Source organism: Sphingomonas pseudosanguinis, from assembly GCF_014196255.1.
In the GTDB taxonomy this organism is placed as follows: domain Bacteria; phylum Pseudomonadota; class Alphaproteobacteria; order Sphingomonadales; family Sphingomonadaceae; genus Sphingomonas; species Sphingomonas pseudosanguinis.
Window position 1 is genome coordinate 60,191 of sequence record NZ_JACIDH010000003.1, and the last position, 16,268, is coordinate 76,458.

Sequence of the window (16,268 nt, forward strand, 5' to 3'; positions counted from 1 at the left end):
TCTGATCACTGGTCGGGCCCCCAATTGCGGCTCAGCGCGGCCCGAAGGTCTTGCGGGCGAAGGCCGCGATCGCGTCGGCCATGCGGTCGGGCTGTTCTGGGGCCATGGCATGGCCCGATCCGGCGATCTCCTGCACCTCGACCCGGTCGCCCAGCAGCGGCTTCATGACGTTCTTGACTACCACCGCATCATGCTGGCCCTGCAGGTCGAGGATCGGCACGGTGTTGCCCGCCGCATAATAGCTGTCGATCGGCGTGACGTTGCGGGCGTGCGCCTGCGCGTCGTGCGTTTCGGGATACCATCCGCCCAGCCACACCGACGGGTCGTTGCCCAGCGCGAAAAAGGCCTGCCGCAAATAGGTCAGCCGCTGTTCGCGGGGCAGCGCCATGTTGCCCGACCCGTCGATCGCCTCGCGCAACCGGCCATAGGGCTTTTCGGTCGAGCCGGGCGGCAGCTTGCCCGCCGAGGCGGCGGCCATCACCACGCCCTTGACCAGATCGAGGCGATCCACCGCCAGCATCCGCGCCGGCTGGCTGCCCCAGGCATGGCCGACGATGATCGCGGGGCCGGTCTTCTCGCGGTCCATCACCATCGCGACATCGGCGGCGAAGTCGTGCAGCGTCAGGCCCTCCATCGGCCCCTTGCTCCCGCCGATCCCGCGCGGCTGGGGACGGATCACGCGAAAGCCCTGTGCGGCCAGCCGGGCGGCGACCCGGTCATAGTCATGCGCGCCCCGCCCCAGCGACGGCAGGATGACGATGGGCCGGCCCCGCCCCTCGACGAGCGCCTCGATCCGAACGTCGCCCTTGCGGACCAGGGTCGTCCTGGGCGCAGCCGGGGCGGCCGTCGCCACGTTCGCCGTGCCGATCATCAGGACACAGGCGGCCAAGGACAGCCCGCGCAGCGTGGTGGACATGGTCATATCTTTCTCCCGGTGGTGAAGGGGCCGATCAGAACTGGACCTGCAACCCCAGGTTGAGCGTCTGCCCGCTGTCGACGCTGCCCGGCGCATCGCCGGGATTGGCGATGTGCCAGTCGGTGGCATCGAGCAGGACGCGGGTGATCTTGTTGATGTACCAGGTGCCGCCGAGCGTAGTGGAACGGCCCAGCCCGCCGAGCGGCAGGCCACGATAATCGGCCTCCTGATAGCGAGCGCGCAGCGCCAGCGCGCCCCAGCCGCCGGCGGTCACCGGATGGTCGATGCGCGCGCGCGCCCAGGTGCCGCGCCGCGCGTCGTAGGGCGGGGTCGAACCGAAGACGAACCAGCCGGCAGACAGGGCGAAGGCGTCGTGCGTATAATCGCCGCCCGGCCGGTGGAGCACCCGCCGCCCCCACTCGTTCTGGGTCCAGAACTTGCCGGCGATCAGCGCCAGCTCGGCACCATAGCCGGTATCGCTGGTCACCCCGGTGACGGGGCCGGGCCGCGCGCGGACCAGCGTGTTGAACCCGCCCGCGATCGCGCTCGACCGGACCAGCGATCCGGTTTCGTCGCCCAGCCGCTCATGAAAGCCCCAGCCGCCCAGATGCAGGGTCAGCCCCTTCGACAGGGTCGGCGCCCAATGCGCGCGCGACACGACGGTCAGCCCGTCATCGCCATCGCCGATATTGTTCGGGTCCTCACCGGTCACCTGTACCGAGGCGTGCCAGTTCTTCGCATAGAGCCGTTCCTGCACGCCCACGCCCCAGAAGCCGCGGCGGGGGATGATCGTCGCGGCGACCGTGTTGAAATCGGTGAAGGGCGTCGTGCCCAGCCCGACCGACCCGTCCATCGTCCGGTCGTTGAACCGGTTGCCGATCGCGGCATCCGCCTCCACCCCGAACAGCTTGTGCCGGATGTTGACGAAAGCGGATTTCCAGACGACCTGGTTCTCGGAGAATTCACCCTCCAGCGCCCAGGACAGATTGCCGACCGCTCCCTCCATGCCGAGGCGCGCCGAGCCGAGCGCGGTGCCGGTGATGTTGCGCCCCGGAAAGGCCCCGGCGGTGGTCGAGGCGTCGAGGAACAGGCGACCGCGCGGGCGGAACCACCAATGGCCGTCCACCGAGTTGAAGCGCGGCAGGCCGTTGACGAAGACCACCGCCGCCTGCTCGCCATTGCGTTTGGCGGGGGGCGGTGCGGCCTCGGAGTCGGTCGTCCGCTGCACGGTCAGCAGGATCGGCGGCGGCTTCACCTGGCCCTTGGTTTCCGCCACCTGCTGGTCCGGCGTGCGGACGGGCGTCGGGGACGCGGCCGGGATCGCCAACCGCGCCTCCAATATGCGCAGCCGCTCCTCCAGCGTATCGATCCGCCGCTGCTGCGTCTCGATCAGCATCTGGGCATCGTCCTTTGCGACCACCGGGGCAGCCGGCGCCGATGTCTGCGCCTCCGCCTGTGTGCCCATCGCCAACGCGCACGCACCGACACCGACCGCCGAGCGGCGGACGAAAAATTCCAGCATGACCTGTTCCCATCGTGACGGCGTCGCGCCGTCGACCTGTGGGCGGGGCGCGGTCACGGCCGCCGCCCCGCCATCCCTGTCGTTACTTGGCGTAGACCCGGCGCGCGAAAGTCGCGATCGCATCCGCCATCGCCTGCGGCTGTTCGGGGGCCATGGCATGGCCCGCATTCTTCAGCACGACGACCTGCACCCGGTCGCCCAGCATGCTTTTCAGCACACCCGAGAAGCGACGCGGCGCGACCGTGTCGTTCTCGGCCTGAAGGTCGAGGATCGGCGCGGTGCCGGCGGCGAAATAATCGTCGACCGGCGTGTTGTTGCGGGCATAGCCCTGCGCGTCATGCGTCTCCTTGTGCCAGCCGGTCAGCCAGACGCGCGGATCGTTGCCGGGCGCGAAGAACGCCTTGCGCAGATATTCCAGCCGCTTTTCCTCGGGCAGTTCGGTGTGGCTCGGCCCGTCGATCGCCTCGCGCATCTCGGCATTGATCGGCTTTTCCGTCGAACCCGGCGGCACCTTGCCCGCCGAGGCGGCGGCCAGCACGACGCCGCGCACCAGATCGGGGCGGTCGGTGGCCAGCTGGCGCGCGGGGAAATTGCCCCAGGCATGGCCGACGACGACCACGGGCCCGGCCTTTTCATGCTCGACGACCTTGGCGATGTCGCGCGCAAAGTCGTGGATCGACAGCTTCTCCATCGGCCCCTTGCTGCGACCGATGCCGCGCGGTTCGGGGCGCAGCACGCGGAAGCCGTCCTTCTGCAGATTGGCCGCGACCTTGTCATAGTCGCGCCCCGAGCGGCCCAGCGAGGGCAGCATGACGATCACGGGGCCACGCCCCTGGCTCATCACCTCGATCTGGACATTGTCGTAACGGACCAGATCGCGCTTGACGGTCTGCGCCATGACCGGTGCGGCGGGGGCGGCGACCGTGGCCATCACCACCATCGGGGCGGCGAGGTGCCGCATCATCTGGGTCATCATCGTCTCTCTCCTGTCCTGTTCTGTTCTGTGTCAGCGCGACTTGGGCGCGGCGATCGGCTCCAGCCCACTCGCCTCGATCAGCGGGCGCGCCTCCTTGCTGGCCAGATAGGCCAGGAAGCCGCGCGCGGCCGCCGCATGGCGGCTGTCCTTGGCGACCATGCCGGCAAAGCGGCTGACCTTCTGGATCTCGGCGGGCAGCGGGCCGAGATAGTCGACGCCCGGCGTCACCTTCAGCTCGCTGACCTGCTGCATCCCGATATCGGCCTCACCGCGCGCCAACAGCGTGCCGACCAGTTCCTTGCCCTCGGCCACGACGGTCTTGGCGGCGACCTGATCGGCGATGCCCAGCTTGGGCAGCAGGGTGGCGCGGATATAGACGCCGCTCGCGCCTTGCGAATAGGCGACCTTGCCCGCCGATAGCAGCGCCTGGCGCACCGCCGCCACGGTGGTGACGTCGGGATGCGGGCGGCCCTTGGGCACCGCGATGCCGATCTGCGACAGCGCCACCGCCTTGCGGCTGGCGGGATCGAACACGCCCGACCTGGCGACCGCGTCTAGCGTCTCCTCGGTGCCGATCGTCACGTCCATCGGCTCGCGGGCGCGGATACGCTCGGGGATGGATTCGGGGGAGGTGCCGAAGGACGGCCCCCAGGCGATGACCAGCGTGTTGCCTGTCTTCTTCTCATAGGCGGGCTTCAGCGTCTTCATCGCGCCCTGTAGCGCGCCGGTGGCGATCACATGGATCTCCTCGGCCGCCACGGCGCCCGGCAGGGCGAAGCCGCCCGCCGCGACCGTCATCGCCATGACCTTCACAATATTCATGCATCCTCTCCCGGATCGGATGCCCATGGGGCACCTCGCGTGTTGACGTAGAGCGCGTAGAGCGAGCCGGTCGCCGCCATGAACAGGCGGTTGCCGTGCGCGCCGCCGAAGCACAGATTGGCGCAGCGTTCGGGCAGGTCGATATGGCCGATGGCGGTGCCGTCGGCCGCGAAGATCCGCACGCCGTCCAGCCCTTCGCCGCCGCCCCAGCCGCACCAGAGATTGCCGTCCGCATCGATGCGCAGGCCATCGGGCCGCCCCGCCCCGGCATCGACCAGCAGCCGCCGGTTCGACAGCGTGGCATCGGCCCCGACATCATAGGCAACGATGCGGGCGGGCTGCGCGCGGGACTCGACCAGATACAGCGTCGCGCCATCGGGCGAGAAGGCCAGGCCGTTCGGCCCCTCCAGCCCCTCCGCCACACAGGTCAGTTCGCCACCCGCGTCCAGCCGATAGACATTGGCGGGCAAGGCCGCCGCACCGCGACGCCCCATATAGTCGCTCGCCAGGCCGAAGGGCGGATCGGTGAACCAGACCGCATCGTCGGCGGCGACCACGACGTCATTGGGCGAATTGAGCCGCTGTCCGTCATATTGATCAGCCAGCACCGTGATGCGCCCGTCATAGTCGGTCCGGGTGACACGCCGCCCGCCATGCTCGCACGCGATCAGCCGCCCCTGCCGGTCGCGGGTCAGGCCATTGGCCTTGCCGGCGGGCTGGTGGAACGTGGATAGCGTGCCCGTCGCCTCGTCCCAGCGCAGGATGCGATCCTCGGGCAGGTCGGTCAGCAGCAGATAGCGGCCGTCGCCGAACCACACCGGCCCCTCCGCCCAGCGCATCCCGCCGCCCAGCCTCTCGAGCCGGGCATGCGGCAGGCGGTAGCGCGCGAACCGGGGATCGAGCACCCGCACTGCCGGATCGGGAACCCGCAGCGAAGGTGTCCAGGGAAAGGCGACGGCTGCCGTCATCAGGCGTAGAGCCGTTGCGGATTGTCGACCAGCACGGCGCGCGCCGCCGCCTCGGTTTCGCAGACGTCGAGGATGAAGCCGAGCAGCGCGGCATCGTCGGGCACCGGCCCCTTGATGTTGGGATGCGGCCAGTCGCTGCCCCAGATCGCCCGGTCGGGGGCTGCCGCAAGCAGACGGCGGGCATGATCGATCGCCTGCGGCCACGGCCCCGCCGCCCCGCCCATCGCGCGGTCGACACCCGACAGCTTGATCCAGCGGTTCGGGCGGCGCAGATGCGCCTTCAGGGCGGCGACATGGCCGGCATCGACCGGGCGGGTCAGGTCGGGCCGCGCCATATGGTCGATGACGATCGGCGTCGCGACATCGGCCATCGCGTCCAGCACCGGCAGCAGCACCGACATCTCGCCGTGCAGCAGGACGTGCCAGCCGAGCGGGCGCACCCGCTCCGCCAGCCGGGTCAGCACCGCCGGATCGCGCGCGCCGGGCAGATGCCCCATCAGGTTGAACCGCGCGCCGCGCAGCCCGCCTTCGTGCAGCATGCGCAGCTGCGCCGGGTCGGTCGCCTCGTCGATCAGGCCGACACCGCGATACCGCCCCCCGCTCTCGGCGATCGCGGCCAGGATCGCGCTGTGATCGGTGCCGTAAGGTGCCGCCTGCACCAGCACGCCATGCCCGATCCTGAGGCGTTCGTGCAGCGCCGCCAGATCGGCGAAGGGCGCAGGCTCGGGCGTATAGGCGGCGTCCTTGGGCAGCGGAAACCGGCTCCACGGACCGTAGATATGGGTATGGCAGTCCCAAGCCCCCACCGGGACGGCGCGGTCGATCATCGACAGGTCTTTCGTCAGAGGAAGGCGCGCGCAGGCCGAGGCCAGTCCGGTGACCAGCCCCGCCGCGATCAGGCGGCGGTCGGGCAGGAAGGAGGTGAGCCTGCGCATCGGATCAGTCGCAGCGCGCGGTCATGCCGCCATCGACGACGATCTCGGTCCCGGTGACGAAGCGCGCCTCGTCGCTCGCCAGGAACAGCGCGGCATAGGCGGTGTCGCGGCCATCGCCCATGAAGCCCAGCGGGATGCGCTTCAACCGGCTGTCGAGCAGCGCGTCGACATTGCCGCCGGTCCGCTGTCCGGCCAGCCGCGCCTCGACCATCGGGGTATGGAGCTGGCCCGGCACCACCGTATTCACGCGGATGCCGCGCGGCGCATATTCGACCGCCGTGACGCGGCCGAGCTGGATCACCGCCGCCTTGGTCGCGGCATAGGCGACCTGCGGCGACCCCGTGAAGCGGATGCCCGAGGTCGAGGCGGTGTTGACGATCGCGCCGCCGCCGACCTTCTCCATCTCGGGCAGCGCGTGCTTGCAGGTCAGGAACACGCTTTTCAGGTTCAGGTCGATCTGCGCGTCCCACTTGTCCTCGGACAGCGCCACCGCACCGCCCGCCGCGCTGCCGCCGACATTGTTCACCAGCACGTCGACGCGGCCATATTGCGCGGTGCAGGCCGCGACCATCGCCTCGACCGCGTGGTTGTCGGTCACGTCGCAGGCATGGGCCGTCACCTCGCCGCCCAGGTCGCGGATGCGGGCCAGCGTCTCGTCCATCGCCGACAGGTCGCGGTCGACGGCGAAGACCTTCGCCCCCGCCAGTGCGAACAGCACCGCGACGGCGCGGCCATTGCCCCAGCCGGGGCCGACGCACCCTGCGCCGGTGACGATCGCGACCTTGCCGCGCAGGCGGTCATTGGGGATGAGTTCTTCGGACATGTCCATTCCTTGTGGATCGGCCGCCATCTCAGGCGAGGCGGGTGGGCAGTTCGGGCGCGACACCGGCGGGCGGCGGCACCTCGAACACTTTGATGGTCATGGAGATCAGCGTGTAATATCCGGCGATCCCGACCAGATCGACGACCCCGGTCTCGCCCAGCGTCGCGGCCAGCGCCTGATAGAGATCGTCGGGGATCGCGCGCTCGGCATGCAGGGTGCGCACGAAGCGATGGACCAGCCGCTCGTCCTCGCGCTCGAAAGGCGGATCGCGGTCGTCGCGGATCGCGTCGATCACCGCCTCGGACAGCCCGGCCTGCAGCGCGAAGGGCTTGTGCGCGGCCCATTCATATTCGGCCAGCCAGTGCCGCCCCATCGACAGGATGACCAGTTCCGACAAGCGGGCGGGCACGCTGCTGTCATAGCGGCAATATTGTCCCAGCGCCTGCGCGGCCTGTGCCAGTTCCGGGCGGTGCAGCCAGATGGCGAGCGGTCCACGGACGCCCTTGCGCGGGCCGGTCGCGATCGCATCGAACACCGGGCGCTGCGCCTCGGTCAGCGTCTCGGGGGTGACGGGGGGCAGGCGGTTCATGCGTGACCTTTCAGGGTGGCGGCGGGGGTGGCCGGCTCGTCGGTGGCGATCGGCGCGGCGGGACCGCGCACCAGGCTGCGTCCCGGACGATGGCCGGTCTCGCGCTCGAAGGCGTCGGGATCGAACCCGCCCTCCCAGCGTGCGATGAAGAAGACCGCGATCGTGTTGCCGACGATGTTGGTCAGCGCGGTGGCGGTCGCCATGATCCGATCGATGCCGAACAGCAGGCCCAATCCGCCCAGCGGCAGCGAGCGCACCGATTGCAGCGTCGCGGCCAGCTTGATGAAGGCGCCACCCGCCACCGTCGTTCCGCCCTTCGAGGTCAGCGCCAGGATCGCGAGCAGACCGATCTGCTGCCACAAGGTGAAGGGCGTGTCGGTCGCCTGGGCGATGAAGCCGATCGCGATCGCCATGTAGATGGAGGTGCCGTCGAGGTTGAAGCTGTAGCCGGCGGGCAGGACGAAGCCGACCACGACATCGTCGCATCCGCTGCGCTTCAGCTTTTCGAGCAGGCGGGGAAAGGCGACCTCGCCCGAGGCGGTGCCGAAGACCAGCAGCATCTCGTCGCGGATCAGGCGCAGCACCGGCAGGAACGGCAGGCCGATCGACCAGGAAATGCCCCACAGCACGACGAAGACGAAGATGGCCGAGGCGAGATAATAGACGCCGATCAGCTTCAGCAGATAGAACAGCGTCGCGCCGCCATAGCTGCCCACCGCCGCCGCCATCGCGCCGAACGCGCCGAGCGGAGCGAGCTTCATCAGGAAGCCGAGCATCTTGAACAGGATCGCCTGCGCCTCGCCGATGCCGCGCACGGTCAGCGAGTCCGGGCCGCAGACCCGGTTGATCGCCACGCCCGCCAGGATCGACACCAGCAGCACCTGCAGGATGTCGCCCTTGGCGAAGGCATCGACCAGCGTGTGCGGGATGATGTGCAGGAAGAAGTCGGTGACGTTCACCTTGCCCGCCGCGACGGCGGCTTCGGGTTCGACCAGATTGGTCGCGTGCAGTCCGACGCCCGGCTGCATCAAATTGACCATGACCAGCCCGACGACCATCGCGACCGTGCTGACCACCTCGAAATAGACCAGCGACTTGATGCCCAGCCGGCCGAGCGCGCGCATGTCGGAGACATGGGTCAGGCCGTGCACCAGAGTCAGGAAGATGATCGGCGCGAGCATCATCTTCAGAAGGGCGATGAAGGCCTGGCCCAGCGGGCGGAAGGCGACCGCCCATTCGGGTGCCGCAATCCCGAGGATGACCGCCGCGACCAGCGCGATCAGCACCTGCACATGCAGCTTCCTAAGATGTCTCACGTTCGACCTCTCCATGTCGCATGCCGCAGGGGGGGGCATGCCGGCATCCATGCTTCCGGCGCATCGGTCGGCCCATGCGGGGCCATCGATCATCGGTGCTGTTATCGTATTGATCCGGGCGGCGGGTTTTCCCGATCACCTTGGACGCCATCATCCTATGGCGGCCCGGACCACATATCAAAAACCATTTTTTGATGGTCAGCCATGCCGCATGGGTATAGCTTGCCGGCATGGATATTCGCGAATTGCGTTCGTTCGTCACAGTCGTCCATGCGGGCAGCATCAGCCGCGCCGCACAGGAACTCCACATCGCCCAGCCGGCGATCAGCCGCCAGATCGCCAAGCTGGAGGAGGAGCTGAAGACCCCCCTGCTCGTCCGCCATGGTCGCGGCGTCGCGCTGACCCCGGCGGGCGGGCGGCTTCTGGAACGCGCCGAGATGATGCTGCAATATCTGGGCGACACGGTGGCGCATGTGCATGACGAACAGGCGCATCAGCGCGAGCATCTGTCGATCGGGCTGACCCCGGCGATCGGCCAGATCATCGGCCCGACCCTGATCCGCCGCTTTCGTAAGACCTGGCCGCTGGCGCAGCTTCACGCGCGCGAGGGGTTGAGCACCTCGCTGCAATCCTGGCTGCTCGACGGGCAGATCGAGGTCGCGATCGTCTATAACCAGCCCTTGATGGAGGCGTTCGACCTGTGCCCGCTGTTCAGCGAGCCGATGGTCCTGATCGCACCGCCGGGCGAGCCGGAGCGACCGATCCGCTTCGCCGACATCGTCGACCGTCCGCTGATCCTGCCCGCGCTGCCGCACAGCAACCGCCGCCTGATCGAGCAGGCGGCGGTGCAGAACGGCGTTCGGCTGAACGTGGTGCTGGAGGTCGATAGCGCGGCGCTGACCCGGCAGCTCGTCCATGACGGCGTCGGCTATTCGATCACCGCGCAGCTGGCAGTGCGCGACTTCATGAAGGCGGGGCGGCTGGTCGCCCGGCCGATCGAGCGGCCCAGCCTGCGGTCGAGCGTCGCCATCGCCACCTTGCACAATGTCCGCAGCAGCCGCTTGGCGCAAACCTGGAACGAACTGATGGTCGAGGAACTGCGCAAGCTCGTCCTGCACGGCGCGTGGAGCGACGCGGCGGACTGGTTGGGCAACTGATCAGCGCACCGTCCGGTCCAGCCAGTCGGCGATCAGCGTGGCGATTTTGCCGTTATTCTTCTCCAGCATCATCAGATGGCCGTTGCCATGGATGCCCTGATCCTCCAGCCGGACGAAGCGGACGGGCACCCCCGCCTGCGTCAGGTAGCGCGCGGTGCAATGGTCGTAAGGCGCGTGATAGGACGCCTCCCCCACCACGATCATCACGGGCGTGCGGGCGAGACGGGACAGGCGGCGCGGCGTCCCCGTCTGGAGCCAGCAGGGTAACAGGTCGGGTGCTTCGGCGACGGACTGGCGCGCGATACGCAGCTCGGCGGGATCGGCGACCGCCGGCGCATAGGTCAGCCGGTCATAGGTCGGCCCCCAGCGCCGCGCCATCTTCTCGGGCGTCTTGCTGTCGGCGGAGGCGGGATCGTAGAAGGGCGGACCGTTCGGCTCGATCGCGACCACCGCGCGCACCAGATCGGGGGCGTCGTCCGCCACCTCCCACCCGAAGGTCCCGGCGCGCGAATGGGTCAGGATCACCGCCGGCCCGATCTTCCTGAGCAGCGCGCCCAGCGCCGCGCGGACCACCGCGTCGATCCGCTCTCCCGGTCCGGTCACGGTCGGCTGTTGCGAGGTATAGAGCTGCTCGAACACCGGATCGCCCACCCGGCCGGTGCCCGGCCATTGCGTATGCTTGCGCGTCTGCCGCACCGGCGACGTCAGCGCGGGCGCGGTGAACAGCCGCTCCATCTGCGCAGGGGGAATGGTCGTCGCGGGGCCATCGATCGCGGGGTGATAGGGCGAGCGGCCGCGCATCGGCTGGTCGACGATATAGACGGCATAGCCCCGGCGAAGCAGCATGTCCGCCCACCCCTCGCGCCCGTCCGGCGTGCCGGTGAAGGCGGTGCCGTTCTGGTAATTGCCATGGACCAGCACAACCGGCGTGGCATGGGTGCGTTTGGCCGGCAGGCGATATTCGACATACATGCTGTCGACGCGCAGAGTCGCGCCATTCTGTTCGACGTCCCGCCCGCCGACATAGAAGCTGCCTTGCGCGGCCAGCCGGAGCGGGACCGACGGCGCCGGTGCGGTGGCCGCGACCAGCAACGGGAGGAGGAGCAGGGACAGGCGTCGCATCATCATGATCCTTGCGAAGGACGAAGCGGAGCACCCGCCAGCGTCAAACCATAGCCGATCGGGAACAGTGGCGCGCGGCTGTCATGCGGCAGGTCGCCTGCCTGCGCCGCGACCGCCGCCTCGGAGGAGGGCAGCTCGAACGGCAACCGGCCTTCGGGCGGTACCCGCCCCATCAGCGCGTCGAGCAATGCGGCATCGCTCGCCCCGAATTCGCCGATCAGCCCTTTCGCCAGCGGAACCAAGGGGGTCAGGATGGCCGGCCGGTCGAGATAGACCACCGCCGTCGTCGGCACCTTCGCCGCCACCGCCCGGAACGCCGTCAGCGCGGGGTCGTCCGCCGCCCAGGCGAGGCTGCCCTCATGCTGCTTCGCGCCGTAGAAATATTGGGTATGCTCGCCGCGCCAGGGTGCCGTCATGCGCACCAGCGCGCGCTCGGCCTCCTCGGGCCGGGCGACGGGGATCAGGCCCTGCGCGCGGGCGACCGCCGGATCGACGCCGACCAGATAGATGCGCGTGCCGGGCGCGATCCGCACGCCATCCGCCTTCAATACGACCAGCGCGCGTGATTGCGCCCGCAAGCCCTCGGCGCGAAAGCCGGGCGCGCCGACGATTCGCGCGGCTTGCGCAGGGTCGACATAAGGGTTCTCGAACAGACCGAGCCGGAACTTGATCGCCAGCAGACGGCGCACCGATCGGTCGATCCGTGCCATCGCCACCCTGCCCCCGCGCACCGCAGCGACGATGGGGCCGGCGTCACCCGTGCCGCCGAACTGGTCGACGCCCGCCGCAATGCCGCGCACGAAGCGGTCCTCGACGCTCGCCGTCTCCAGCCCCCAGGCGGTCGAAAAGCCCTCGCGCGTCGGCGTCCGCCCCGCCGGAAAACCGTCGCGGCACAACGGACCGCAATCCTTGGTCACGCCCCAGTCCGAGAGTACGAAACCACCGAAGCGATAGCGCCCACGCAGCAGGTCGCCGAGCAGATAGCGGCTGAACGCCGCCCCGACCGCCGGATAGCGACGGCCGTCCCGCCCGGCGATCTTCAATATGGCATAGGTCGGCATCACCCCGGTCGCCCCGGCGGCGAACGCACCGCGAAAGGCATCGGCATGGGCGCGCAGGCTCCGCACGCTCAGCAGGGCATAGCGACCATACCAGCTATGCCCGTCATAGCCCTTGTCCGACGCGCCATAGCCGACCCAGTGTTTGACGACGGTCGAGACGCCGTCAGGCATCAGCCCGTTCCCGCCATGCTGAAACCCGCGCACATAGGCGCCGACCAGCCGCGAGACCGATGCGGAATCCTCGCCGAACGTTCCGTTGATCCGCGACCAGCGCGGCTCGGTCGCCAGATCGGCCATGGGCGACAGCGCCTGATGGAGCCCGACCGCGCGATATTCCTGCCGGGCGATGTCGCCGAACCGCTCGACCAGCGCGGGGTCGCCGATCGCGCCGAAGCCAGTCGCCTCGGGCCATTTGGAAAAGCCCGTGCCCGCGACGCTGGCGCCGTCCAGCACCTGGAAATGGTGGCGCGGATCGGTGCTGATCGTCAGCGGAATGGCGATCCGCGCGCCCGCCGCGATCCGCTGAAGCGCGTTATTCTGTTCGGCCAGCACCCGCCCCGATGCGGCCAGCCGGCTGATCAGCGTGACCACATGCCCGTCGCGGATCAGCGCGCCCGCCGCCGCCGGGTCATAGCCCTGTCCGTTTGCGGCCAGGGGCGCGGCGTCATGCACCATGACCCCGGCCTTTTCCACCAGCGTCATGCGCGTCGCCAGATCGGCCGCCCGCGCCTCGGGCGTCTTGCGCCAGTCCTCGAAGGGGGACAGCCGCCCGTCGCGATCCAGGTCGCGAAACCGCAAGCCGCCGCGCAGCAGAACCGGCACATCGCCGTCCGCCAGCACGGGCTGATGGCGCATGGCGGCTCCGCTGGCGAGCGGCGTCGCGATCCCGACCAGCAGGACCGCGACGCCCACCCCGACCGAAAGGCGTGTCCCGATCAGAACCGCACTCCCAGCGTCATCCCCGCATAGCGGTCCGCATCCTTGTTGTAATTCGCGATGAGATCGAACGGCGTACCCGTCGTCGCCAGCAGCGAATTGTGCGCGATCGAGGTCAGATAGTTGGTGTCGAACAGGTTCTTGACGAACAGCGTCAGCGAATAGCGGCTGTCCTCGGTCCGCACGCCAAAGGCCAGGTCGACCAGCGTATAGGACGGCTGGGCCAGCAGCGGGTCCTGCTCCAGGGAGAAGTTCTGCGCGCTCTGGAAGTTGATCGCGGTCTGCACGAAGCCGGTCAGCGAGGTGCCCGGGATCTGGTCTTCGTAACGCGGGGTGATGTTGATGCGATAGCGTGGCGAGGCGGGCAGCGTGCCGCCCCGGACGTCCTGCAACGGCCCCGAGGTGACGGTCGTGCCCCCGACCACCGTCCGCCGGCGATAGCAGCTGTTCACCGGAAAGCCGCCGGTCAGGATCGGCGCGGCCCCCTGGAACTGCAACGGGCAGTTCAGCCCGTCGATGTCCGCCGTCGCCTCGGCATAGGTCAGCGAAGCGTTGACGGTGAAGGCGCGGGTCGGGCGCATCACCGCCTCGATCTCGAAGCCCTTGGTCTGCGAGGAGCCGGCATTGGTGGTGACGAACTGGGTCACGCCCGTCGCCGGGTCCGACCGGTTCGCCTGAACCTGAAGATTGCTGTAGTCCGACAGGAACAGCGCGGCACTGAAGCTCAGCGAACGATCGGCGGTCTGGCCCTTGAACCCGATCTCATAGGCGTTGACATGTTCGGGCTGGATCGGGTCCTGCGTGGCGAAATTGGCGGTGATCTCGGTATCGAAGCCCGGCCCCTTATAGCCGCGCGTGTACGAGCCATAGAGCTGCGCGTTGCGGCTGAACTCATATTGCAGGCCCGCCTTGCCGGTCAGCGCGGTGTCGCGGGTGCGGCGGCTGCCCGAGACGGGGCCGCTGCCGGGGAAGATCGTCTCACCGCTCGCGACCGGCGACACGCGCGTGCCGCGCACGCCCACCGTCTCGCGCTGGATGCGCAGGCCGCCCAGCGCCTTCAGCCCGCCGACGATCCGGTAATCGACCTGGCCGAAGGCGGCGATGCTCTCGCCGTCGAGATGCGCGTCGCTGCGCGCCGATTGATAGACCGGCGTCGTCGCACAGGGCTGGCCGATTACCCCGGCCGAGCAGGTCGCACGACGCCGGGTGAAGTCACGGTCGATGTTCAGGTCGGAATAGAAGACACCCGCGACATAGCTCAGGTCGCCGCCGCCGTTCGAGGCGATACGCAATTCCTGCGTGATGTTGCCGAGCTGGACCGAACCGCCGCCGAGCGGCCAGTGCGCATAGGCGAAGGTCGGGCTGACGAACCGCACCGGCAATGACGGGATGCGATCGACCGACTGGTTCGCGTCGAGACGATAGTCCTGATAGGCGGTGATCGAGGTCACGGTCGCCGGCCCCAGGTCCCAGTCGGCCTGCAGCGAGGCCGTGGTCTGGCGCGAATTGCCATAGGTCAGCGTCTCGTCGTTGATCGCACGGTTGCGGCGCGAGGCGACGACGGGCGCGGTCAGCTGCGCGATGACCGGATTGACCGCGCTGATCAGCACCTGGGCGCAGCAATCCGCCTTGGTATCGCGGTGATCGACCGACAGCAGGAAGTTCAGGTTCGACGTCGCATCCCAGTCCAGCTTGCCGCGAACGCCCCAGCTTTCCGATCCGTTGACCATCCGGTCGGTGGCGTAATTGTACGTGATGCCGCCGACATTGTTGTAAAAGCCGGTCAGCCGCGCGCGCAGCGTATCGGTCAGCGGGCCGGACACCGTGCCCTTGGCGCGATATTCGTTCTGCTCGGCGATGGTCACGTCGCCGCGCGCCTCGAAGGTCGAGGACGGACGCGCCGTGGTGATGTTGAGCACGCCGGCGGTCGCGTTGCGGCCGAACAGCGTGCCCTGCGGCCCGCGCAGCACCTCGATCCGTTCCAGATCGGCGAAATCGGCAAAGCCCTGCGCCTGGCGCGCCGCGACCACGCCGTCGACGACCACGGCGACCGCCGCCTCGACACCCTGGCTGAACAGCTGGGTGCCGATGCCACGGACGCGGAAACTGGTGTTGGACGGGTTCGTCCCCTGCTGGAAGGTCAGCGACGGCACCGCCTGCACCAGGCTCTGGGTGTCGTTGATCTGGCGGCTTTCCAGCGCGTCGCCGGTAATCGCGGTGACGGCGAGCGGCACGTCCTGGAGCCGCTCGGTGCGCTTCTGCGCGGTGACGACGATGTCACCGGTGGTGGCAAGCGAATCCTCGGCCGGGGCGGGCGCGGCCTCCTGCTGCGTGTCGGCGGGTACGCTCTGCGCCTGCGCGTGCGCCACGCCCGGCATGGTCATCGCCAGCGCCAACACCGCCGTGGAAATACGGTAGTTCATCTCCAATCCCCTCCTGAATTGATGCCACCCTGATGGATGTGCCGCCTTTGGGGCGGCGTCTTATGATTGGTATGTCTTGGTCGCATGGCAGGCGTCGGGTGGCCGTCGTTGCGGCCTGACCCGGCACCGCGATGCGGTTATGGTGTGATCAGATCGACTTCGAGGAACACGACCGGGACCTTGCCGCGATTGGCCAGCGCATGGTCCTGCGTGAAGCTGGCATTGGACCCGCCCGCCTTGATCACGCGCGGCGTCGCGTCACCCGCAACATATTCGGTCAGGACGCCGCTCAGCACATAGGACACCGAAGGGCGATCGCCATGCGCATGCATCGGCAGCCCGCCACCGGGCAGGATCGTGACCTTGCGCATCCGCAGGTTGCGCGCTTTCGCCATATCGAAACCGGCGGGCAGTTCGACCTTCGCCGTCTCGACATTGGAGACGCCGGTCTTTTCGCGGGGGAGGTCTTGGGCCGACAGGCCCGCCATGGCGGTGACCAGCACGCAGGGCATGGCGACCTTGACGGCCATGCGTCGAAACCGTGTCACGCCCATATCCACACCCCTCCTGCGCGGTCGCCGACGGTTGTTCCGAACCCCTGATCGTCCGCTTTGCGGATCGATCCCTCGGTTCGCCGTTCCTTGCGATCCACGCAGCCATACAGCCGAAAAATGTCATAGATCAAAAACTAAGATTTTATGG

General features: G+C 68.7%; 14 protein-coding genes. 1 reads left to right on the forward strand and 13 read right to left on the reverse strand.

The window, feature by feature from the left end:
- Positions 1 to 31: 31 nt before the first annotated feature.
- From GGR48_RS06285 to GGR48_RS06325, 9 genes are read right to left on the reverse strand one after another with little or no spacing between them, the layout of a single operon-like run.
- The gene (locus GGR48_RS06285) at positions 32 to 922 is read right to left on the reverse strand and encodes an alpha/beta fold hydrolase (protein WP_206362480.1); all 891 of its coding nucleotides are present in this window, start codon (positions 920 to 922) and stop codon (positions 32 to 34) included.
- A gap of 28 nt (positions 923 to 950) precedes the next feature.
- The gene (locus GGR48_RS18370; protein WP_183951042.1) at positions 951 to 2,495 is read right to left on the reverse strand and encodes a porin; all 1,545 of its coding nucleotides are present in this window, start codon (positions 2,493 to 2,495) and stop codon (positions 951 to 953) included.
- Positions 2,496 to 2,520: 25 nt separating this feature from the next.
- The gene (locus tag GGR48_RS06295) at positions 2,521 to 3,414 is read right to left on the reverse strand and encodes an alpha/beta fold hydrolase (RefSeq protein ID WP_206362481.1); all 894 of its coding nucleotides are present in this window, start codon (positions 3,412 to 3,414) and stop codon (positions 2,521 to 2,523) included.
- Between the two features lie 30 nt (positions 3,415 to 3,444).
- Positions 3,445 to 4,236 carry a substrate-binding domain-containing protein gene (locus tag GGR48_RS06300; RefSeq protein WP_206362482.1) on the reverse strand — a complete coding sequence of 264 codons (792 nt, stop codon included), beginning with the start codon at positions 4,234 to 4,236 and terminating at the stop codon, positions 3,445 to 3,447.
- Positions 4,233 to 5,204 carry an SMP-30/gluconolactonase/LRE family protein gene (locus GGR48_RS06305; RefSeq protein WP_183951044.1) on the reverse strand — a complete coding sequence of 324 codons (972 nt, stop codon included), beginning with the start codon at positions 5,202 to 5,204 and terminating at the stop codon, positions 4,233 to 4,235. The genes GGR48_RS06300 and GGR48_RS06305 overlap by 4 nt, the downstream gene beginning before the upstream one ends.
- Positions 5,204 to 6,139 carry an amidohydrolase family protein gene (locus GGR48_RS06310; protein WP_206362483.1) on the reverse strand — a complete coding sequence of 312 codons (936 nt, stop codon included), beginning with the start codon at positions 6,137 to 6,139 and terminating at the stop codon, positions 5,204 to 5,206. The genes GGR48_RS06305 and GGR48_RS06310 overlap by 1 nt, the downstream gene beginning before the upstream one ends.
- 4 nt (positions 6,140 to 6,143) lie before the next feature.
- The gene (locus tag GGR48_RS06315) at positions 6,144 to 6,962 is read right to left on the reverse strand and encodes an SDR family NAD(P)-dependent oxidoreductase (protein WP_183951045.1); all 819 of its coding nucleotides are present in this window, start codon (positions 6,960 to 6,962) and stop codon (positions 6,144 to 6,146) included.
- A 28-nt stretch (positions 6,963 to 6,990) separates the two neighbouring features.
- Positions 6,991 to 7,551, reverse strand: coding sequence for a carboxymuconolactone decarboxylase family protein (locus GGR48_RS06320; protein ID WP_183951046.1), 561 nt, complete (start codon positions 7,549 to 7,551; stop codon positions 6,991 to 6,993).
- Positions 7,548 to 8,867, reverse strand: coding sequence for a cation:dicarboxylate symporter family transporter (locus tag GGR48_RS06325; RefSeq protein ID WP_183951047.1), 1,320 nt, complete (start codon positions 8,865 to 8,867; stop codon positions 7,548 to 7,550). The genes GGR48_RS06320 and GGR48_RS06325 overlap by 4 nt, the downstream gene beginning before the upstream one ends.
- 230 nt (positions 8,868 to 9,097) lie before the next feature.
- Here GGR48_RS06325 and GGR48_RS06330 point away from each other — a divergent pair, with 230 nt between their 5' ends.
- Complete coding sequence (locus GGR48_RS06330) at positions 9,098 to 10,024, forward strand: LysR family transcriptional regulator (protein ID WP_183951048.1); 927 nt, start codon at positions 9,098 to 9,100, stop codon at positions 10,022 to 10,024.
- Here GGR48_RS06330 and GGR48_RS06335 read toward each other — a convergent pair whose 3' ends face one another.
- From GGR48_RS06335 to GGR48_RS06350, 4 genes are all read right to left on the reverse strand, one after another.
- On the reverse strand, positions 10,025 to 11,146 hold the full coding sequence (locus GGR48_RS06335) for an alpha/beta hydrolase (RefSeq protein WP_183951049.1): 1,122 nt from the start codon (positions 11,144 to 11,146) through the stop codon (positions 10,025 to 10,027). It abuts the gene before it with no gap.
- 2 nt (positions 11,147 to 11,148) lie between these two features.
- Positions 11,149 to 13,119 carry a glycoside hydrolase family 3 protein gene (locus tag GGR48_RS06340; protein ID WP_338110509.1) on the reverse strand — a complete coding sequence of 657 codons (1,971 nt, stop codon included), beginning with the start codon at positions 13,117 to 13,119 and terminating at the stop codon, positions 11,149 to 11,151.
- A gap of 23 nt (positions 13,120 to 13,142) precedes the next feature.
- On the reverse strand, positions 13,143 to 15,566 hold the full coding sequence (locus GGR48_RS06345) for a TonB-dependent receptor (protein WP_240456036.1): 2,424 nt from the start codon (positions 15,564 to 15,566) through the stop codon (positions 13,143 to 13,145).
- A gap of 137 nt (positions 15,567 to 15,703) precedes the next feature.
- On the reverse strand, positions 15,704 to 16,114 hold the full coding sequence (locus GGR48_RS06350) for a cupin domain-containing protein (protein ID WP_183951050.1): 411 nt from the start codon (positions 16,112 to 16,114) through the stop codon (positions 15,704 to 15,706).
- Between the last annotated feature and the right edge of the window lie 154 nt (positions 16,115 to 16,268).

Excerpts from the sequence above, each read along its gene's own strand:
- GGR48_RS06285 (WP_206362480.1), bottom strand. The coding sequence starts at position 922 with ATGACCATGTCCACCACGCTGCGCGGGCTGTCCTTGGCCGCCTGTGTC.
- GGR48_RS06295 (WP_206362481.1), bottom strand. The coding sequence starts at position 3,414 with ATGATGACCCAGATGATGCGGCACCTCGCCGCCCCGATGGTGGTGATG.
- GGR48_RS06300 (WP_206362482.1), bottom strand. The coding sequence starts at position 4,236 with ATGAATATTGTGAAGGTCATGGCGATGACGGTCGCGGCGGGCGGCTTC.
- GGR48_RS06305 (WP_183951044.1), bottom strand. The coding sequence starts at position 5,204 with ATGACGGCAGCCGTCGCCTTTCCCTGGACACCTTCGCTGCGGGTTCCC.
- GGR48_RS06310 (WP_206362483.1), bottom strand. The coding sequence starts at position 6,139 with ATGCGCAGGCTCACCTCCTTCCTGCCCGACCGCCGCCTGATCGCGGCG.
- GGR48_RS06315 (WP_183951045.1), bottom strand. The coding sequence starts at position 6,962 with ATGTCCGAAGAACTCATCCCCAATGACCGCCTGCGCGGCAAGGTCGCG.
- GGR48_RS06320 (WP_183951046.1), bottom strand. The coding sequence starts at position 7,551 with ATGAACCGCCTGCCCCCCGTCACCCCCGAGACGCTGACCGAGGCGCAG.
- GGR48_RS06330 (WP_183951048.1), top strand. The coding sequence starts at position 9,098 with ATGGATATTCGCGAATTGCGTTCGTTCGTCACAGTCGTCCATGCGGGC.
- GGR48_RS06335 (WP_183951049.1), bottom strand. The coding sequence starts at position 11,146 with ATGCGACGCCTGTCCCTGCTCCTCCTCCCGTTGCTGGTCGCGGCCACC.
- GGR48_RS06345 (WP_240456036.1), bottom strand. The coding sequence starts at position 15,566 with ATGAACTACCGTATTTCCACGGCGGTGTTGGCGCTGGCGATGACCATG.